The sequence below is a fragment of the Streptomyces sp. NPDC054866 genome (assembly GCF_053610745.1).
Genome location: NZ_JBSGZA010000006.1, coordinates 506,555 through 526,048, shown reverse-complemented (window position 1 = coordinate 526,048; position 19,494 = coordinate 506,555). Strand labels below are relative to the sequence as shown.

The 19,494-nt window shown below is 69.7% G+C and carries 17 protein-coding genes, 1 tRNA gene and 1 riboswitch; of the genes, 6 read left to right on the top strand and 12 right to left on the bottom strand.

The window, feature by feature from the left end; genetic code table 11:
- The first annotated feature begins 98 nt into the window (after nt 1–98).
- On the top strand, nt 99–329 hold the full coding sequence (locus ACWGI2_RS30470; RefSeq protein ID WP_361832622.1) for a DUF4287 domain-containing protein: 231 nt from the start codon (nt 99–101) through the stop codon (nt 327–329).
- Between the two features lie 95 nt (nt 330–424).
- Here ACWGI2_RS30470 and ACWGI2_RS30465 read toward each other — a convergent pair whose 3' ends face one another.
- The 3 genes from ACWGI2_RS30465 to ACWGI2_RS30455 all read right to left on the bottom strand — a co-directional run bounded on the left by ACWGI2_RS30465 (nt 425) and on the right by ACWGI2_RS30455 (nt 4,047).
- Nucleotides 425–1,339: a Bax inhibitor-1/YccA family protein gene (locus ACWGI2_RS30465; protein WP_160505451.1), complete on the bottom strand. Its 915-nt coding sequence runs from the start codon at nt 1,337–1,339 to the stop codon at nt 425–427.
- Between the two features lie 66 nt (nt 1,340–1,405).
- Nucleotides 1,406–2,803: an MFS transporter gene (locus ACWGI2_RS30460; RefSeq protein ID WP_453698800.1), complete on the bottom strand. Its 1,398-nt coding sequence runs from the start codon at nt 2,801–2,803 to the stop codon at nt 1,406–1,408.
- 65 nt (nt 2,804–2,868) lie between these two features.
- Complete coding sequence (locus ACWGI2_RS30455; protein ID WP_453698798.1) at nt 2,869–4,047, bottom strand: 4-hydroxybenzoate 3-monooxygenase; 1,179 nt, start codon at nt 4,045–4,047, stop codon at nt 2,869–2,871.
- Nucleotides 4,048–4,187: 140 nt separating this feature from the next.
- Between ACWGI2_RS30455 and ACWGI2_RS30450 the strand changes: the two genes are divergently transcribed.
- Complete coding sequence (locus tag ACWGI2_RS30450; protein WP_453698797.1) at nt 4,188–5,843, top strand: IclR family transcriptional regulator domain-containing protein; 1,656 nt, start codon at nt 4,188–4,190, stop codon at nt 5,841–5,843.
- A 21-nt stretch (nt 5,844–5,864) separates the two neighbouring features.
- Here ACWGI2_RS30450 and ACWGI2_RS30445 read toward each other — a convergent pair.
- Nucleotides 5,865–5,947: transfer RNA gene (locus ACWGI2_RS30445), tRNA-Leu, on the bottom strand.
- A gap of 387 nt (nt 5,948–6,334) precedes the next feature.
- Between ACWGI2_RS30445 and ACWGI2_RS30440 the strand changes: the two genes are divergently transcribed.
- On the top strand, nt 6,335–7,105 hold the full coding sequence (locus tag ACWGI2_RS30440) for an ABC transporter ATP-binding protein (protein WP_453698796.1): 771 nt from the start codon (nt 6,335–6,337) through the stop codon (nt 7,103–7,105).
- Between the two features lie 54 nt (nt 7,106–7,159).
- Nucleotides 7,160–9,667: an ABC transporter permease gene (locus ACWGI2_RS30435; protein WP_453698794.1), complete on the top strand. Its 2,508-nt coding sequence runs from the start codon at nt 7,160–7,162 to the stop codon at nt 9,665–9,667.
- Nucleotides 9,668–9,734: 67 nt separating this feature from the next.
- Here ACWGI2_RS30435 and ACWGI2_RS30430 read toward each other — a convergent pair whose 3' ends face one another.
- Entirely contained in the window at nt 9,735–11,030 is a 1,296-nt protein-coding gene (locus tag ACWGI2_RS30430; RefSeq protein WP_453698792.1) for a class I SAM-dependent methyltransferase, read from the bottom strand.
- Nucleotides 11,031–11,233: 203 nt separating this feature from the next.
- On the bottom strand, nt 11,234–12,646 hold the full coding sequence (locus ACWGI2_RS30425; RefSeq protein WP_453400212.1) for an NAD(P)/FAD-dependent oxidoreductase: 1,413 nt from the start codon (nt 12,644–12,646) through the stop codon (nt 11,234–11,236).
- 465 nt (nt 12,647–13,111) lie between these two features.
- On the opposite strand from ACWGI2_RS30425, the gene ACWGI2_RS30420 reads away from it, so the two are divergent.
- On the top strand, nt 13,112–13,384 hold the full coding sequence (locus tag ACWGI2_RS30420; protein WP_453698791.1) for a type II toxin-antitoxin system Phd/YefM family antitoxin: 273 nt from the start codon (nt 13,112–13,114) through the stop codon (nt 13,382–13,384).
- A complete protein-coding gene (locus ACWGI2_RS30415; RefSeq protein WP_453400210.1) occupies nt 13,381–13,650 on the top strand; it encodes a type II toxin-antitoxin system RelE family toxin in 270 nt (89 codons plus the stop codon). Before ACWGI2_RS30420 ends, ACWGI2_RS30415 begins: the two co-directional genes overlap by 4 nt.
- 27 nt (nt 13,651–13,677) lie before the next feature.
- Here the strand turns inward: ACWGI2_RS30415 and ACWGI2_RS30410 are convergent, their stop codons facing one another.
- The 6 genes from ACWGI2_RS30410 to ACWGI2_RS30385 all read right to left on the bottom strand — a co-directional run bounded on the left by ACWGI2_RS30410 (nt 13,678) and on the right by ACWGI2_RS30385 (nt 19,465).
- Nucleotides 13,678–14,616 (bottom strand): Ppx/GppA phosphatase family protein, encoded by a 939-nt coding sequence (locus tag ACWGI2_RS30410; protein ID WP_453698790.1) that lies wholly within the window; start codon nt 14,614–14,616, stop codon nt 13,678–13,680.
- Between the two features lie 98 nt (nt 14,617–14,714).
- Nucleotides 14,715–15,236 (bottom strand): DUF501 domain-containing protein, encoded by a 522-nt coding sequence (locus tag ACWGI2_RS30405; RefSeq protein WP_453400208.1) that lies wholly within the window; start codon nt 15,234–15,236, stop codon nt 14,715–14,717.
- A gap of 39 nt (nt 15,237–15,275) precedes the next feature.
- Complete coding sequence (locus ACWGI2_RS30400; RefSeq protein WP_453400207.1) at nt 15,276–15,758, bottom strand: FtsB family cell division protein; 483 nt, start codon at nt 15,756–15,758, stop codon at nt 15,276–15,278.
- Between the two features lie 89 nt (nt 15,759–15,847).
- On the bottom strand, nt 15,848–17,128 hold the full coding sequence (eno, locus tag ACWGI2_RS30395; protein WP_453400206.1) for a phosphopyruvate hydratase: 1,281 nt from the start codon (nt 17,126–17,128) through the stop codon (nt 15,848–15,850).
- Nucleotides 17,129–17,391: 263 nt separating this feature from the next.
- Nucleotides 17,392–18,105, bottom strand: a complete 714-nt coding sequence (locus ACWGI2_RS30390) for a transglycosylase family protein (RefSeq protein WP_453698789.1) — start codon at nt 18,103–18,105, stop codon at nt 17,392–17,394.
- Between the two features lie 3 nt (nt 18,106–18,108).
- A riboswitch (cyclic di-AMP (ydaO/yuaA leader) is annotated at nt 18,109–18,296 on the bottom strand.
- Nucleotides 18,297–18,478: 182 nt separating this feature from the next.
- On the bottom strand, nt 18,479–19,465 hold the full coding sequence (locus tag ACWGI2_RS30385) for a transglycosylase family protein (protein WP_453698788.1): 987 nt from the start codon (nt 19,463–19,465) through the stop codon (nt 18,479–18,481).
- Nucleotides 19,466–19,494 lie beyond the last annotated feature (29 nt).

The following is a 19,494-nucleotide window of genomic DNA, read 5'->3' as shown; positions in this document are numbered from 1 at the left end:
CGACCTTATGCGCCTGGGCGGGACTGTTGCCAACGCCCGAACGCTCAGGCACGGTGGCGTGAAGGACGGAACACATCGCGACGCGTCCGGAGGCGCCGATGTCCCAAGTCTTCTCCGAGGAGACCCACCGCAACCTCATCGCCCGAATCCCCCACTGCACCGGTCGTGAGATCTCCGACTGGATCCGCGCCGTGGACGAAGGCCCTTCTCTCTTCCGCTTCGAGGAGAAGGTCAGCTGGCTCCGCGCGGAGCACAACCTGGCTTATGGGCACGCCAAGGCAATCATTCACGAGTACGACTTGCGGCGGGCCGCCCGCAAGCTGCTCTGACTCCCCTGTCCCCCTCACACACAACGGCGAAGGGCCCCGCGGAACATACGTTCCGCGGGGCCCTTCGCCGTTGCTTCAGCCGGGAGTCAGCCGCGTCAGTCGTTGCCCTGCAAGATGGCGATCAGACGCAGGAACTCGAGGTAGATCCAGACGAGCGTCATCGTCAGACCGAACGCCGCGAGCCAGGCCTCTTCCTTCGGCGCGCCGTACGCGATGCCGTCCTCGACCTGCTTGAAGTCCAGGGCCAGGAAGCACGCGCCGAGCAGGATGCCGACGATGCCGAAGACGATGCCGAGGCCGCCGCTGCGGAAGCCGAGGCCGTCGCCGCCACCGAAGACCGCGAACAGCAGGTTCACCGCGGTAAGGAGCAGGAAGCCCATCGCCGCGGCCATCACGAAGCCGTAGAAGCGACGGTTGACGCGGATCCAGCCGGCCTTGTAGGCGACGAGGACACCGACGAAGACGGCCATCGTGCCGAGCACGGCCTGCATGGCCGCGCCGTCCGCGATGCGGTTGTCGACGATGCTGGAGACGACGCCGAGGAAGACACCTTCCAGAGCGGCGTACGTCAGGATCAGCGCCGGCGAGGCCTTGCGCTTGAAGGCCTGCACCAGGCCGAGCACCATCGCGACGAGGCCTGCGCCGATCGCGATGCCGAACGACTTGCTGATGTTGGCGTCGTCCACCGGCAGCAGCGCCCATGCGAGCGCTGCCGTGACCAGGAGCGTGCCGAGTGTGGTGGCCGTACGCATGACGACGTCGTCCATCGTCATACGGCCGGCGGTGGTTACGGGCGCCTGGGGGGCGCCGTGCTGCAGGTCCTGCTGGGCGTACGGGTTCGCCGCGTACGGATTGGTGGGGGCCTGCTGGCCCGCACCCGCGTACGGGTTGCCCTGCTGGGTCTGCGTCCCGACGGCGGGTCCCCCGGCCTGCGGCTGCGTGCCGAAGCCCGCGTAGCCGTTGTCGCGGCTGAACCCCCGTCGCGAGAAGACCGGGTTGCTGCTCCTCATTTCACTCCTCCATGGCCACCGTGCGTGGCTTTGGGTCAAGAGTAATGCGTAGGCAAAAGGAAGACCCTAGTGCTTGGGGAGGATCTTTCCCTCCTTGTGACCAAGAACGTTCGGCCCGGTGCTCTCTGTTCCCGGTGGGACGGGCGATACACCCTCGTCGGCCGGGGTGCGGCCGCTGCGCCGGACGAGTGGCACCAGCGAGATCGCGACGGCTCCGAGCACGGCGGCCACGGCGAAGGTGGTGAATCCGAGGGACGCGTTTCCGCCGGAGACGACGGCGCCTCCCAGCCAGGGTCCGACGACCGCGCCGGTGCGCCCGACACCGGTGATCCAGCCGAGCCCGGTGGCGCGCTGGGCGGGCGTGTAGACGGAAGGGGCGGAGGCGTAGACCATCACCTGCGCCGAGAAGAGCCAGATGCCGGTGACGAAGACGATCGCGTAGGCGACGCCCAGGGGCAGCTCGGCCCTGAGGAGGAAGGTTCCGCAGGCGGTGAGCAGGAACCAGATCGCGGAGATCCGCACGGCGCCGAACCTGTCGGCGGCCCGTCCCGCGACGAGCATGCCGACGATGCCGCCCGCGTTGATCACCATGAGGAAGGTGACCGAGGAGGACAGGGAGTAGCCGGAGGCACGCATCAGCTCGGGCAGCCAGGTGGAGACCCCGTAGACGAGGAGCAGACCGGCGAAGGACGCGAGCCACAGGAGCGGGGTCGCCAGGCGCTGGCCCGGCGTGAAGAGCGAGGCGACGGCGGCGAAGCGGCCCTTGGCGCCCGCCGCGGGGGCTTCGGCGAGCGTCGGGGACGGCAGCGAGTAGCGGGCGGCGACGGCCTCGGCCTCGCTCGCGCGGCCCTTGGCGAGCAGCACGCCGGGCGATTCGGGCAGCCACTTGAGTACGAGGGGGATGGCGACGGCCGCGGGGATCACGCCCGCCCAGAAGACGACGCGCCAGCCGTGGTCGGGCCCGAGCCAGAGCCCGAGACCCGTGGCCGCCATGCCGCCCGCGTGGTACGAGGTCATCATCAGGCCGGTGGCGAGCGCGGCCCTGCGCGGCGGCGCGAACTCGGCGACGATCGCGAGGCTGATCGGCATGAGGCCGCCGAGCCCGAGCCCGGCGATGAACCGGCCGCCTCCGAAGACGGCGGCGGTGGGCGCGAGCGCGCAGACCGCGGAGCCCAGTGAGAACAGCGCGACGCTGCCCGTGACCATCGGCTTGCGGCCGATCCAGTCGGTGAGCGTGCCGCAGCCGAGGGCGCCGATCAGCATGCCGAAGGTGGTCCAGGAGCCGATGGTGCCGGCGGTCGACGTGGTGAAGCCGAAGCCCTTGTCGTCGATGAGGTGCGGCATCACGGCGCCGTAGATGTTGACGTCCATGCCGTCGAAGAAGACGACGAGCCAGCACAGGGCTATGACGGGGGCGACGGATCTGAAGGTCCGCTGGGGCGCGGCACCTTGGGGAGCGGTCACGGGGCTCTCACTTCTTTGTGGGACCTGGTGGGGACGGGGGTTTCCAGGGGTTCGGCGGCGCGGGATCAGTCGAGCGGGAATCCCGTGTAGCTCTCGGCGAGGTCGGTCTCGGCCGGGCGTGCGGTGGTGATGCGGTCCAGCTGAGCGAGCTGGATGCGGTCGTCGAAGGGGGTGGCTTCGGGGGCGCGGTGCAGCATCGTGGTCATGGCGTACGAGAAGCGCTCGGCCTGCCAGACGCGGCGCAGGCAGGTCTCCGAGTACGCCTCCAGGCGGGCGTCGGAGCCGGTCTCGCGGTACTCGACGAGCGCGCGGGCGAAGGTGACGACGTCGCCGACAGCGAGGTTGAGGCCCTTGGCGCCGGTGGGCGGGACGATGTGGGCGGCGTCCCCGGCGAGGAAGACCCGCCCGTGCCTCATCGGTTCGTGGACGTAACTGCGCATCGGGGTCACGGACTTGGAGGTGATGGGTCCGCGCTTGAGCGTCCAGGAGGGGTCGTCGGTCTCCAGGCGGCGGTCGAGCTCGTCCCAGATCGCCTCGTCGCCCCAGTCGGCGGCGTCCGTGCCCGCGGGGACCTGGAGATAGGCGCGGGTGACGGTCGGCGAGCGCATCGACAGGAGGGCGAAGCCGCGGTCGTGGCGGGCGTAGACGAGCTCGTCGTGCGAGGGCGGTACGTCGGCGAGGATGCCGAGCCACCCGAAGGGGTACGTCCGCTCGAAGACCCGGGAGACATCGGCGGGCACGGCCTTGCGGGCCACACCCCAGGAGCCGTCGCAGCCGACCACGTAGTCGCACTCCAGGACGTCCTCACGGCCCTGGTGGCGGAAGCGGATGCACGGGTTCTCGCTCTCCGCGCCCTCGACGGCGAGCGCCTCCGCCTCGAAGAGCAGCGGGCCCCCGGCGGCGAGCTGGAGGGCTATGAGGTCCTTGCAGACCTCGGTCTGGGCGTAGACCATCACGGACCTGCCGCCGGTCAGGGCGGGGAAGTCGACGCGGTGCCTGCGGCGGTCGAAGCGCAGCTCGATGCCGTCGTGCCCGATGCCCTCGCGGTCCATGCGGGCGGCGGCGCCCGCCTCGCGCAGGACGTCGACGGTGCCCTGCTCCAGGATCCCGGCGCGCTGGCGCTGTTCGACGTAGGCGCGGTCCCGGGTCTCCAGGACGACGGAATCGATGCCGGCGTTGTGCAGCAGGCGGGCGAGGAGCAGGCCCGCCGGTCCGGCTCCGATGATTCCGACGGTGGTGCGCATCGGCCGACCCCTCCACTTGTTCGTCTGGTGAACTTTTATTCATAATGTGCTGACGGGAGTCTCCGACCGGACCCAGCGGCTGTCAACGGTTCTGTGGCATCCGTTTCCACCGGTGTTCCGACCGTGCGAGGAGCGGCGCCATGCCAGAAGAGTCCGTACGCCCCCTGGAGCGCGGCCTCGCGGTGCTTCGCGCCCTCGCGGTCGCCGAACAGGTCAGGGCGGGCGACCTCGTGCGCGCGACCGGCCTCGCCCGCTCGACGGTGGACCGGGTCGTGGCGACCCTGGCCCGCCTCGGTTACGTACGCGAGCACGGCCAGGAACTCCACCTCACGCCCCGCCTGATGGAGCTCGGCAACGCCTATCTCGCGGCCAGCGGGCTGAGCGGCGAGGTCGCGGCGCGCACCGCCCGGCTCGCGGACGAGCTCGACGAGTCGGTGTCCCTGGCGGTGCCGGACGGCGACGGCGTCCGCTTCGTGACGCAGGCCGCGCGGCGCCGCGCGATGTCGGTGGCCTTCCGCATCGGCGATCTGCTCCCGGCCGAACGGTGCGCGCCGGGCGCGCTGTTCGCCGCCGAGTGGGACGAGGCGGCGTGGGCGGCGTGGCGGGCCCGCGTGGCCGCCGATCCCGAGGGGCACGCCTTTCCCGCGCTGCCGCCGGGCCCCGCGCCCCTGCCCCCGGACCTCACCGGCCGCGTGGAGCGCTCGCGCGCGACGGGCTGGGCCCTCGACGACCAGCTGATCGAGCCGGGCCTGATCGCGGCGGCGGTCCCGGTGCGCGACGCGGCGGGCCGCCCGCGGTACGCCCTGTCCGCGGTGAGCCACACCAGCAGGCACACGGCACAGGGCCTCGCGGAGCTCGTGCTGCCACGGCTGCGGGAGGAGGCCGCGCACCTGGAGTCCCTGCCGCCCGCGCCATCGCCGTACGGAGAAGCGGAGTTGACGCCCGGTCAGCCGGTGGACGCGGTGGGCGCAGTGGATGCGGTCGACGCGAAAGCCGAACTCGGCCCCGGCTTCCTCCAGTCCCTCGCCCGCGGCCTCGCCGTCCTGCGCGCCCTGGGCCGGGCCGGCGGCGACGGCCTCCCGCTCACCGCCATCGCCGCCGCCACCGGCCTGCCACGGGCCACCGCACGCCGCTGCCTGCACACCCTGGAGCTGGAGGGGTACGCGGCGCACGACGGCCGCCTCTACCGTCCGCTCCCCCGCATCATGGAGCTCGGTTACGCGCGCCTCTCGCGCCTCGGCTTCGCCGACATCGCCGATCCGCATCTGCGCCAACTGACGGGCCGGGTCCACCAGTCGGCATCGGTGACGGTGCTCGACGGGACGGACATCCTGTACGTGGCGCGGGCTGCGACGGTGCGCGTCATGAGCGTCTACATCACGCTCGGCACGCGTTTCCCCGCCTACCCCACCGCCATGGGCCGGGTCCTGCTCGCCGGGCTCCCTCAGGAGGACCGTGCGCGCCTCCTGAAGGCCGAACCGCCCCGCCCCCTCACCCGGCGCACCGTCACCGCCCCAGAGGACCTGAACCGCATCCTGGACCGTGCCGCCGCCGACGGCTACGCCACCGCGGACGAGGAACTGGAGGAGGGCCTGCGCTCGGTCGCCGTACCGCTCAAGGACGCGGAGGGACGCGTCGTCGCCGCCCTGAACGTGGCCCAGCACGCGGGCACCGCCCCGCTGGAGAAGACCGTCGGGGCGCTGCTTCCCGCACTGCGCGAGACGGCGGCGGCGATCGAGGCGGACCTGCACACGGCGGCCCGCTTCAACGGCGCGCTGATGCCTTGGCGGACGTAACCGCCGACTTCTTGGCGGAGGTGCCCGGAGCCGGACTTGAACCGGCACGCCCGCTAGGGGCAGCGAGGTTTAAGCTCGCCGTGTCTGCATTCCACCATCCGGGCAGGCCATGGGCTCCGCATCAAGTGATTCGACCCTATCGGGAGGCGTCCCTCGAACAGCGGAACAACAGCCCGATGTTGTCTTATTTTATTGACGTCTGAGGGTGCATCAGCCACCGGTACGGCCCATCGGTACATGCCGCAGGCCCTTCCACCGCTGTGCGGCCTCCGTGACGGAATGACGGAATTTCACCGCCTGCGTGGCGCCCGCGGGTCACTGAGGGGTGGTACCCGTCTCAGGGACCGGGGTCATCCCCAGGTATGACACGGGCGCCCGGGGTCCGACTGGAGAGGGCCCCCGGAACCGGAACAGCGGCTGACTACATGGCGCGGATCCGCAAGGACGATGGAGTACGTCCCCACTCGTCGTCCCGACAGGAGCACAACCCCGTGACCACCACCCCCTTCGCCGCCCGCACCACCGCGGTGGCCGCACGCGCCACGGATCTCTCCAAGGTGTACGGACAGGGCGAGACCCAGGTGGTCGCCCTGGACCATGTCTCCGTCGACTTCCGGCAGGGCGAGTTCACCGCGATCATGGGCCCGTCGGGCTCCGGCAAGTCGACCCTGATGCACTGCGTCGCGGGGCTCGACAGCTTCAGCGGCGGCTCCGTGCGGATCGGCGAGACCGAGCTGTCCACCCTCAAGGACAAGCAGCTCACCAAGCTCCGCCGGGACAAGATCGGCTTCATCTTCCAGGCCTTCAACCTGCTGCCGACGCTGACGGCCCTGGAGAACATCACGCTGCCGATGGACATCGCGGGCCGCAAGCCCGACAAGCAGTGGCTCGAGCAGGTCATCTCGATGGTCGGCCTGGCCGGACGGCTCAGCCACCGGCCCACGGAGCTCTCCGGCGGCCAGCAGCAGCGCGTCGCCGTGGCCCGTGCGCTCGCCTCGCAGCCGGACATCATCTTCGGTGATGAGCCCACGGGAAACCTGGACTCCCGCTCGGGTGCGGAGGTCCTCGGCTTCCTGCGGAACTCCGTACGAGAGCTGGGGCAGACGGTCGTCATGGTCACCCACGACCCGGTGGCCGCGGCGTACGCGGATCGCGTCATCTTCCTCGCCGACGGGCGGATCGTCGACGAGATGCTCTCGCCGACCGCCGAGGGCGTGCTTGACCGGATGAAGGACTTCGACGCGAAGGGGCGGACCAGCTGACCGACCACGCGTCCGCGTCTCGTCCCGCCTTCTCTTCCACCAGGACTCACACCCATGTTCCGTACCGCCCTGCGCAACGTGCTCGCGCACAAGGCCAGGCTGTTGATGACCGTGCTCGCCGTCATGCTCGGCGTCGCCTTCGTCTCCGGCACCCTCGTCTTCACCGACACCTTCGGCAACGCCTACAAGAACAAGTCGGCGAAGAGCTTCGACCACGTCTCCGTCGCCATCCAGCAGTTCGGCGGCGCCGAGGACGAGACCAAGCAGAAGCCGCGCCTGACCGACTCCCTCCTGAAGGAGGCGGGCGGCCTGCCCGGCGCCGACTCCGCGATCGCCGGCGTCTCCGGCTTCACCGCGCTCGCCGACAAGGACGGCAAGCTCGTCGGCGGCGAGTGGGGCACCTCCGGCGCCAACTACTTCCCGGGCAAGGACGGCAAGGACCCGCGCTACGACTTCACCAAGGGCGCCGCCCCGAAGTCCGCCGGTGACATCGCCCTCGACTCCCGTACCGCCGAGCGCACCGGCTACAAGATCGGCGACACCGTCCGCTACTCCACCGACGGACCGGTGAAGAAGGCGAAGGTCAGCGGCGTCTTCGACACCGAGGACGGCAGCGTCCTCGCGGGCGGCAGCCTGGTGGTGTTCGACAACGACACCGCGCGGAAGGTCCTCGGCAAGACCGAGTACGACGAGATCGACGTGAGGGCCGCCGCGGGCACCTCCGAGACGGCGCTGAAGAGCTCCATCGAGAAGATCCTGCCGAAGGACACGGACGCCGTCACCGGCGCCGAGCTCAAGTCCGACCAGGACCGCATGATCGAGCAGCAGACCAGCTCGATGAGCCAGGTCCTGCTGATCTTCGCCGGCATCGCGCTCTTCGTCGGCATCTTCATCATCGCCAACACCTTCACCATGCTGGTCGCCCAGCGCACCAAGGAACTGGCCCTGATGCGCGCCGTCGGCGCCTCGCGCCGTCAGGTGACGCGCTCCGTGCTCATCGAGGCGTTCCTGGTGGGCCTGGTGGCCGCCGTGACCGGCTTCGCGCTCGGCATCGGCGTGGCCGTGGGCCTGGAGTCCCTGATGAACTCCGCGGGCGCCTCGCTGCCCGACGGACCGCTCGTCATCGCCCCGCTCACGATCGTCGTCGCCCTGATCATCGGTGTGGTCGTGACCATGCTGGCCGCCTGGCTGCCGGGCCGCCGCGCCGCGAAGATCCCGCCGGTCGCCGCGATGAACAGCGTCCACGCGACGCCGACCACGCGTGGTCTGATCGTCCGCAACTCCATCGGCTCGGTCATCGTCGCCATCGGCACGGTCATGATGTTCATGGACGACAACTACGTGATGTCCGGCGGCGCCGCGACCATCCTGGTCGGCGTCATCGTCCTCACGCCGCTCCTGTCGCGGCCCTTCATCGCCGCGTCGGCCCCGCTCCTGAAGCCGTTCGGCGTCCCGGGCAAGCTGTCCCGGCTCAACTCGCTGCGCAACCCGCGCCGTACGGCATCCACCGCCGCGGCCCTGATGATCGGCCTGACCCTCATCACGGCGATGACGGTGGTCGCGACCTCCATGAGCAGCGCCATCAACAAGATGGCCGCGGGCTCCCTGAAGGCCGACTACACCGTCTCCATGGCGAACTACCAGCCGCTGACCCCCGAGGTCCGCGAGAAGCTGGACAAGCTCCCCGACGTCGAGGCGAGCAGCCCGCTGCGCACCGCCTACGGCGAGCTCGACGGCTCGTACGGCCAGGTCACCGGCGTCGACGAGAAGGACTTCGGCAAGGTGGCGAGCCTGGACTTCACCAGCGGCTCGCTCGCTGGTCTGAAGGGCGACTCCACGCTGGTGGACAAGAAGACCGCGGACAAGAAGGGCCTCAAGACCGGCGACACCGTCCCGGTGACGTTCGACGACGACAAGACGGTCAAGCTGAAGATCGCCGGCATCTACGAGCAGAACGAGATGATCAACGGCTTGTTCACACCGCTCGCCGTGGTCGACCCGCACATGTCCAAGATCACCGACCAGCAGGTCCTGGTGAAGATGGCGGGCGGCACCTCCGACAAGGCCGAGGACGCCATCGTCAAGGCCCTCGGCGACAACCCGGCCCTGAAGATCCAGGACAAGGACGCGATCAGCAACGAGATCGGTGGCGCGATCAACATGATGCTGAACATGCTCTACGGCCTCCTGGCGATGGCCATCCTGATCGCGGTGCTCGGTGTCATCAACACCCTGGCCATGTCGGTCTTCGAGCGGAAGCACGAGATCGGCATGTTGCGGGCCATCGGCCTCGACCGCGCGAAGGTCAAGCAGATGGTGCGCCTGGAGGCGGTCATCATCTCCCTGTTCGGCGCGGTGCTCGGCGTCGGCCTCGGCCTCTTCATGGGCTGGGTCGCGGGCAACAGCATCTCCGGCACGGTGAAGACGTACTCCATGGAGATCCCGCTCGGCCGTATCGCGATCTTCCTCTGCATCGCGGGCCTGGTCGGCGTCCTCGCGGCGATGTGGCCGGCCCGCAGCGCGGCCAAGCTGAACCCGCTGATGGCGATCAAGGCCGAGTAGCACCGGCCGGTACGTGAACGAGTGGGGCCCCGGGCGATCGCCGCCCGGGGCCCCACTCGCGTACGCCCTACCGCCAGACGCGGGCCCGCAGCGGCATCCCGGAGGTGCCTGCCTCCGGGGTCTTCACCGCGAGGACCTGGTTGACGCCGATGCGGTTGCGCTCGAAGGCGAGCGCGGACGCCGCCATGTAGAGGCGCCAGATGCGGGCGCGGCCCGGTGAGGTGAGCCGCTGACCCTCCTTCCAGTGGGCCTCCAGGTTGGCGACCCAGCGGCGCAGGGTGAGGGCGTAGTGCTCGCGGATCGCCTCCACGTCGCGCACCTCGAACCCGGCGCGCTCCAGCTGCCCGACGGTGGATCCCACGGGGGCGAGCTCGCCGCCGGGGAAGACATAGGCGTCGATGAAGTCGTCCACCTCGTACGTCGACTCGTCGGTCTGCGGGCGGCGCGCGATCTGGTGGTTGAGGAGCCTGCCGCCCGGCTTGAGGAGGGCGTGCAGATCGCGTGCGTACTCCAAGTACCGCTCGGCGCCGACGTGTTCGGCCATGCCGATGGAGGAGATGGCGTCGTACGGACCGTCGCGCACGTCGCGGTAGTCCTGGACACGGATCTCGACTTTGTCGGTCAGCCCCTCCTCCGCGATGCGCTTCCTGGCGTACGCGGCCTGCTCCTGGGAGAGCGTGACGCCGACGACGGTGACGCCGTGCTCGCGCGCCGCGTGGATCGCCATGGAGCCCCAGCCGCAGCCGACGTCGAGGAGCCGCATGCCGGGCTTCAGGGCGAGCTTGCGGGCGATGAGCTCCAGCTTGCCGCGCTGGGCTTCCTCAAGGGTGGAGCCTTCGGACTCCCAGTAGGCGCACGAGTAGACCATCGAGGGGCCGAGCACCAGCTCGTAGAAGTCGTTGCCCACGTCGTAGTGGTGGCTGATGGCCTGCCGGTCGCTGCCCTTGGTGTGCAGATGGAGGGTGCGCCGCCTGCGCATCTCCTCCGGCGGCGGGGCCGGCGGCAGGAACGGCGCGGCGAGGCCGACCAGGGTGCGGGCAGCGGCGCGGAACTCCGGGTCGCGCAGGGACTCCCTGAGGTTCTTGGCGTCCTCGCCCCGCTCCCAGATGAACTCGGCGAGCCGGTCGAGCGCGGCGTACAGATCGCCGTCGACGTCCAGGTCACCGGCCACCCAGGCGCGGGCGAGGCCCAGCTCGCCCGGCTTCCACATCAGGCGGCGCAGGGCGCGGCGGTTGCGTACGACGAGGGTGGGGGCACCCGGCGGGCCTGCCTCCGAACCGTCCCAGGCACGAATGCGTACGGGGAGCGGGGCTCCCAGCAGTTGTTCGGCGAGGCTCTTCAGCCGCAGTGCGGCATCTGGCATGGTGCACACCTCCGTGATTGGGGATATCCCGGATAGGTTCAACACCACGTAAACACCAACGGGGCGCTTGCGCAGTCCCGTTGCCGCGTCACGGATCGGCAAAATACATGTAGACGCCATGTAAACAGCCCTGGAAAACCCGAAGGGGCCGCCCGCACCACGGATGGCGGGCGGCCCCTTCGGGTCTTTTCAGCGACCGGAGGTCAGGAGGCCTTGGCCTTCTCGCCGTCCTTGGAGGCCTCGACGGCCGGAGCCTCGGCCTTGGCCGCGGCGGGCTTCGGCGCGGGCTTGGCGGCCTCGTAGAACTCCTCGCGCGGCGTCTCCATGGCACCCAGCGAGACGACCTCACGCTTGAGGAAGACCGCGAGGGTCCAGTCCGCGAAGACGCGGATCTTGCGGTTGAACGTCGGCATCGCCATGCCGTGGTACGCGCGGTGCATGTACCAGGCGAGACGGCCCTTGAGCTTGATCTTCATCTTGCCCATGACGATCATCGCGACGCCCTTGTGCAGGCCGAGACCGGCGACCGCACCCTTGTTGGCGTGGCTGTACTCCTTCTGCGGGAAGCCCCGCATGCCGGAGATCACGTTGTCGCCGAGGACCTTGGCCTGACGCAGCGCGTGCTGGGCGTTCGGCGGGCACCAGGCGTTCTCGTTGCCGGCCTTGCGGCCGACCATGTCCGGCACCTGGGCGTTGTCGCCCGCGGCCCAGATGTAGTCGGTGCCCTGGACCTGGAGGGTCGTCTGGGTGTCGACGTGGCCACGGGGGCCGAGCGGCAGACCGAAGCGGGCGAGCGCCGGGTTGGGCTTGACGCCCGCGGTCCACACGATGGTGCTGGAGTCGACTTCGAGGCCGTTGTTGAGCACCACGTGGCCGTCCACGCAGGAGTCCATGCCGGTCTTGAGGTAGACCTCGACACCGCGGCCCTCGAGGTGCTCCTTGCCGTACTGGCCGAGCTTCGGGCCGACCTCGGGGAGGATCTTGTCCGCGACATCGACGAGCACGAAGCGCATGTCCTCGCGCTTCACGTTGTTGTAGTACTTGGCCGCGTCACGGGCCATGTCCTCGACCTCACCGATGGTCTCCGCACCCGCGAAGCCACCGCCGACGAAGACGAAGGTCAGCGCCTTGCGGCGGACGTCCTCGTCCGTCGTGGAGTCAGCCTTGTCCAGCTGCTCGAGGACGTGGTTGCGCAGGCCGATGGCCTCCTCGATGCCCTTCATGCCGATGCCCTGCTCGGCGAGGCCGGGGATCGGGAAGGTGCGGGAGACCGCGCCCATCGCGATGACCAGGTAGTCGAAAGGCAGCTCGTACGCCTCGCCCACGAGGGGGGCGATCGTCGCGACCTTGCGGTCCTGATCGATGGTGGTGACCCGGCCGGTCAGAACTTCCGCCTTGGGCAGCACGCGTCGCAGCGGGACGACGACGTGCCGAGGCGAAATGCTGCCGGCGGCGGCTTCGGGGAGGAAGGGCTGGTAGGTCATGTACGACCGGGGGTCGACGACCGTGACGGTCGCCTCTCCGTAGCGCATCTTCTTGAGAATGCGCCGAGCTGCGTACAGGCCTACGTACCCACCGCCTACTACGAGGATCCTGGGACGCTCCGTGGTGCTCATGCCATCGAGTATCCACCTGCCCGGCGGGGGTCGCTCGTGCGCCCCTTCACAAGCATGGGTACACCCTCTGCTACACTTCGCCGCCCACGTGACGCAGGCCATAGCACCCCAGGGGAACCACGGGACGACCCGAGACGTTGGGCACCCCTTGTGAGCTGCCGCTCTGGCCCCCGGGACACAGTGGACCACCCGGCAGATCCACCCTCCGGGCCCCCTCCCGAACCTTCACTGTCGTGGGTCGCGAGGCCCTCTGGGGTCACTTTTAGGGGTCCAGAACGCCTGAACATCGTCCAACTGAGCCGATTTCCTTGTGAAGAACTTCACGAAGTTTCCCGACGGCATGTCGCCGACGGGCCTTCGGAGCCCCTCACCAGCCGCTCGGACGCTACATGACACGCTCAGGCGATCAACCCAGCCGGTGCCACCCTCATTGCCGGTGTACACGCTAGCGCGTACACTCTGTTTATGGATGAGAGCGCTGTGACCGTGCGCGAAGCCCGCGCGCACCTTGCGGACCACATCAACCGTGCGGAACAGGGCGCCGCCACGATAATCACGCGCAACGGCGCCGCCGTGGCTGCTCTCGTACCCATCGCGGACTTCAACGCGCTGGAAGAAGCGGCGGACGAACTCCTCGCACGCGAGGCCGAATCGGTCTTGGCCGAAGGCGGCCCGACCGTGACCATGGCCGAGCTGCTGGCCGACCTCTTCAGCGAGCGGGGCGAAGGCGCGGCGTGAAGTACGCGTTCCGGTTCACCACGGCAGCACAGCGGCAGCTCCGGTCGATCGACCGGCCTGCCGCCATGCGCATCCTCGCCGCGCTGACCGCACTCGGCGACGACCCGTACCGCGAGGACGCCGACATCAAGAAGCTGACCGGCCCGTCCGGTCTCTACCGCCTCAGGGTCGGCAGCTATCGGGTCGCCTACCAGGTCCTGGAAGGCGAGCTCGTCATCCTCGTCGTCAAAGTCGGCGACCGTCGCGACGTCTACCGCAACATCTGAGTGCCTGCACCGACCCGCGCTGACGTCCTACCGCAGCTCCTCCGCCGCGTGCCATGCGATGCCGTCGAGGATGTCGTGCTCGCTGACGACGACCTCCCTGGCGCCGGTCCTCTCCATGATCGACAGGAGTACGAGCGCACCCGCCACGATGACGTCCACGCGCCCCGGATGCATGACCGGGATCGCGGCCCGCTCGTCGTGCGTGGACCGGCTCAGGCGGCCGGCGATCTCGCTTACCTGCTCGTAGGAGACCCGGGAGTGGTGGATCGCCGCGGAGTCGTACTCATCGAGGCCGAGCGCGATGGCGGCCACGGTGGTCACCGAGCCCGCGAGGCCGACCAGGGTGCGGGCCTCGCCGATCGGCACCGTCCGCTCCGCCAGGTCGAGCGCCGCCCCGATGTCGGCCCGGACGGCGTCGAGTTCGGCGGGCGCGGGCGGGTCGGTGCGGATGTGCCGCTCCGTCAGGCGCACGCAGCCGACGTCGACGGAGCGTGCGGCGCGGACGTGGTCCTCGCCGACGACGAACTCCGTGGAGCCGCCGCCGATGTCGACGACCAGGTAGGGCTTGGCGAGGTGGTCGCTTCCCGCCAGCTCCTTCGTCGCTCCCGTGAAGGAGAACTCGGCCTCCTGGTCACCGCTGATGACCTCCGGCTCGACGCCGAGGATGTCCAGGACCCCTCGTACGAAGTCGTCGCGGTTCTCGGCGTCGCGGGACGCGGAGGTCGCCACGAAGCGGAGGCGTTCGGCGCCGTGGCGCTTGATGACCTCGGCGTACTCGCGGCACGCCGCGAAGGTGCGCTCCAGGGCCTCCGGAGCCAGGCGGCCCGTCTTGTCGACGCCTTGCCCGAGGCGGACGATGGTCATCCTGCGGTCCAGGTCGACCAGTTCACCGGTCGCGGGGTCGGCATCCGCCACGAGCAGGCGGATCGAGTTCGTGCCGCAGTCGATGGCTGCCACGCGGGTCACTCTGGGGGCTCCTCAGTTGAATCGGTACTCGGCGGCTTCGGCGTTGTGCCCACCCGTTCCGCCCTGCGGAACGCCTGCCCACAACGGGCACGGCCGGCCTACTCCTCCGGCAGGCTCACGCACGCTCCCTTGCGCCACCACTCCGGCAGCATCGCGAGCGCCTCGTCGCCCAGTGGGTTCACGCCGGGGCCCGCGGCCAGGGAGTGGCCGACCAGGACGTGCAGGCACTTCACGCGGTCCGGCATGCCGCCCGCGCTCGGGAAGCCCTCCAGGACCTCGATGGCGTCACGGCGCGCGATGTAGTCCTCGTGCGCCGCGCGGTATGCGGCGGCGAGCTCGGGGTCCGTCTTCAGGCGCTCCGACATCTCCTTCATGACGCCGTTGGCCTCAAGGGTGCCGATCGCGGAAGCGGCCCGTGGGCACGTCAGGTAGTACGTCGTCGGGAACGGCGTCCCGTCCGGAAGGCGCGGCGCCGTCTCGACGACGTCCGGCTGCCCGCACGGGCAGCGGTGGGCGATGGCCCGCAGGCCGCGCGGCGGACGGCCGAGCTGCTGCTTGAAGGCCTCGACGTCGGCGTCGGTGGGCTCGGTGCGCGGGGTGGTCGGCGGGGGCGTTTCCATGCCTGTCTTTCGATCGGTTCCGTAGAGGTGCTGCTGAATTCAGTCGTCGGCGGCCGGGCTGTCGGCCTTGTCGACGCCGTCCCAGACGTTCGAGTACCAGGGCCTGGCGGCGGCCCCCTGGTCGGTGCGCTGCTGCTTCGCCGCCTCGGGGTCGACCACCGTGTAGCCGGTCTCACCCGGCATCACATAGTGCAGCCGGTCCCGGATGCGCTGCTCCGCGTACGCGTCGTCCCGCCAGCGGGCCTTCTCGTCGCGCAGCTTCTCGACGTTCTCGCGGCGCTCGGCCTGCTCCTTGCGCTGGTCGGCGATCTCCGCGCGCTGGGAGACGTACTGCCTTATCGGGTAGGCGAGCGCGACGACCAGCGAGCACAGCACGAGCGCAAGGAGCGCGGCGCGTCCCGTGAGCCGGGAGCGGCGCGCCTGGCGCTTGGTCTGGGAGCGGTAGACACGCTCCGCGGTCTGCTCGCCGAGCAGTCGCAGCCTGGTCGCGGTGGAGAACCGGTCGCGGTCCTTCACGGCCATGTGTGCCGCCTCCCCGATACGTACGTACGTCCCCGCACACGGTACGGGACCGAGTACGGGGACGTAGGTAACTACGAGGTGGCTACGCCTCAGCCCTTGAAGCGCGGGAAGGCGCTGCGGCCTGCGTACACCGCGGCGTCGTCGAGGATCTCCTCGATGCGAAGCAGCTGGTTGTACTTGGCGACGCGCTCGGAGCGGGCCGGGGCGCCGGTCTTGATCTGGCCGCAGTTGGTGGCGACGGCGAGGTCGGCGATGGTGACGTCCTCGGTCTCACCGGAGCGGTGGGACATCATGCACTTGAAGCCGCTGCGCTGGGCCATCTCGACGGCGTCCAGGGTCTCGGTCAGCGAGCCGATCTGGTTGACCTTCACCAGAAGGGCGTTGGCCGACTTCTCCTCGATGCCACGGGCCAGGCGCTCCGGGTTGGTGACGAACAGGTCGTCGCCCACGAGCTGGACCTTGTCGCCGAGCTTCTCGGTGATGACGTTCCAGCCGGCCCAGTCGTCCTCGAACAGCGGGTCCTCGATGGAGACGAGGGGGTACGAGGCGACGAGCTCCTCGTAGTACTCGGTCATCTCGGCGGCCGAGCGGGACTTGCCCTCGAACGCGTACGAGCCGTCCTTGTAGAACTCGGACGCGGCGACGTCGAGCGCGAGCGCGATCTGCTCACCGGGGACGTAACCGGCCTGCTTGATGGCCTCGAGGATGAGGTCGAGCGCGGCGCGGTTGGAGTCCAGGTTCGGGGCGAAGCCGCCCTCGTCACCCAGGCCGGTCGAGAGGCCCTTGTCCTTCAGGACCTTCTTGAGCGTGTGGTAGACCTCGGTGCCCCAGCGCAGGGCCTCGGAGAACGACTCGGCGCCGATCGGCGCGATCATGAACTCCTGGATGTCGACGTTCGAGTCGGCGTGCGACCCGCCGTTCAGGATGTTCATCATCGGAACGGGCAGCAGGTGCGCGTTCGGGCCGCCGAGGTAGCGGAAGAGCGGGAGGTCGGAGGCCTCCGACGCGGCGTGCGCGACGGCGAGCGAGACGCCGAGGATGGCGTTGGCGCCGAGCGAGCCCTTGTTGTCGGTGGCGTCGAGGTCGAACATCGCCTGGTCGATCAGGCGCTGCTCGGTCGCGTCGTACCCGACGAGCTCCGGGCCGATCTGCTCGATGACGGCGAGGACGGCCTTCTCCACGCCCTTGCCCTGGTAACGGTTGGGGTCACCGTCACGGAGTTCGATGGCCTCGAAAGCACCGGTGGACGCACCGGACGGAACGGCGGCACGACCCGTGCTGCCGTCGTCGAGGCCGACCTCGACCTCGACCGTGGGGTTGCCTCGGGAGTCCAGGATTTCCCGGGCTACGACGACGTCGATGGACGGCACGAGCATCTCCTTCTGGGATGTGACGCGGGTACGCGGGGCGTTGGCCTCGCGGACACGAGCCTAACCGGCTCCCGGGCAACAGCCAGCCGAGCGACCGTCCTGTGGACAAACCGAGAGCAAAAAGTTTCCGAACGGAACAAAGCGGCGAGGGACAAATGAACCCCGCCCCGGTGCGTACGGGGGATACGCGCACCGGGGCGGGGTGGACCCGTGGGGACGGGGCGGGGCGGCGCCTCCGCCGGGGCGCCGCCACTGACAGCTGCTTAGCTGAGGTGCAGCTGCTGACCCGGGTAGATCACGTCGGCGTTGTCGATGATGTCGCCGTTGAGCTTGTACACCTTGTGCCAGCCGCCCTTGACGTCCTTGGCCTCGGCGATCTTGGAGAGGGTGTCACCCTTCTTGACCTTGTACTCGCCGTCGCCCTTCTTGACCGTCTTGCCGGTCGGGGTCTCGACGGTCTTCTTCGACTCGGTCTTGGGGGCCTCGGCCTTGGGAGCGGCCTGCTGCGGCTGCTCGGTCTGGGCGCTGGGCGCGCTCTGCGGCTGCTGCTCCTGGGGCTGCTGCTGCTGCGGGGCGCTCTCCTGCGCACCGCCACCCTCGTTGGAGGCGCTCGACAGGCCGACGCCGCAGCTCGGCCAGGCACCCTTGCCCTGACCCGCGAGGACCTTCTCGCCGATCTCTATCTGCTGGGCCTTGGAGGCCTTGTCGGCGGTGGGCGCGTACTTCGTGCCGCCGTACGCGGCCCAGGTGGACGACGAGAACTGCAGGCCGCCCGTGTAGCCGTTGCCGGTGTTGATGGACCAGTTGCCGCCCGACTCGCACTGGGCGACGGCGTCCCACTCGGAGTTCGTCGCGGCGGAGGCCGAGCCGGCCGCCATCAGCGGGGCCGCGACCGCGACACCGGTGACGCCGGCGAGCGTGGCGACACGGGTGGCCTTGGACGGGCGGCGGTGCTTGCCCTTGCTGGAAAACAGCATGAGTGATCCCCTCACCGACGCCTGCGAGGTGAGCTGTCGGGTTCGGGCCAGTGAAGTTGCCCGGCCGCGCTTCTTGAGCGCGACTTAACCCCTAGCCGTTCCTGTCCGTCCGCCTCGCTCTCACGAGGCCGAACGGCCGGGTCCGGCGGAAACCTTGGGTCCCCCGCTCCTGCCTACGGCGCATTACGCGACGACTGTTCCCGAACGGCCGTTGGCAGGACTCGGCGTACCGACCGGCGGGGCCCGCTGTGGCGAGCGGTCACGACCGTAGTCATGCGATCGCCCGAATTTCAAAGACGATCAGGGCTTCTGAGACCCATGTCTCACTTGCGCCAATTGGGATATCAAGCGCAAAGCGACTCGCCAACTACCCCTACTTTTCGCCCAAATCGAGGCTCTGACCGGGAAGGATGAGGTCGGGGTCGGAGCCGACCGACTGCTCGTTCTCGGCGTACAGCCCGGCCCACCCGCCCTGCACGTCGTGCTCGTCGGCGATGGTCCAGAGGTTGTCTCCGGAGCGGACCGTGTACGTCCCCTCGGAGCCGTCCTTCTGACGCTCGTCGCCACGGGAGGCGTGCCGGCCCGAGCCCTCGCGTGAGGCGTCGCCTGACGGCTCGTCGTCCGCGCTGTCGCCGCGGTGGCGGCCTTCGCCCTCACCGGCGGGAGGGGTGGGGGCGGGCGAAGTGGCATCGTCCTGCCCGGACTTGTCCGGGTCACCGGACTTGGCCGAGTCATCCGGCTTGTCGGACTCGTCGTGATTCTTGTCTCGTGCCTCGTCGTCGGCGTCCGGCTTCTCGGAAGCTTCCTCGGAGGGCTTCTTGGAAGGCTCGGCGCTGTCCGAGGGGTCGGCCGACTCGCTCGGTGACGTGCTCGGCTCGCTCGGCTCGGACGACTCGGACGTCTCGTCGGACCCGGTCGGCTCCGACGGCTCGTCAGAAGGAATCGTCGTGATCGGGGCGCCCGGGTCGACGTCGGCTGCGGCGCCGTCCTGGGTGAGTCCGGCGATCGGCGCGCAGCTCGGCCAGGCCTCGGTCCCTTGGTCGTCAAGGACCTTCTCGGCGACGGATATCTGCTGCGAGCGGCTGGCCAGGTCGGCGCTCGGCGCGAAGTCGAGGCCGCCGTACTCCTCCCAGGTCTGCTGCGAGAACTGGAGCCCGCCGTAGTAGCCGTTGCCCGCGTCCGCGCTCCAGGATCCGCCGCTCTCGCACTCCGCGAGCTTGTCCCACGTGGCGGTGTCCGCCGCGCTCGCGCTGGTGGCGCCGAGCAGCGGGATGGCGATGGCCGATCCTGCGACTCCTGCCGCGACGATCAGGGCCGGGGCCTGGCGGGGGCGTCGGTGACGACCATTGCCGGAGAGCATGCGGTTGCCTTTCGCGTGACTGGAGCGAC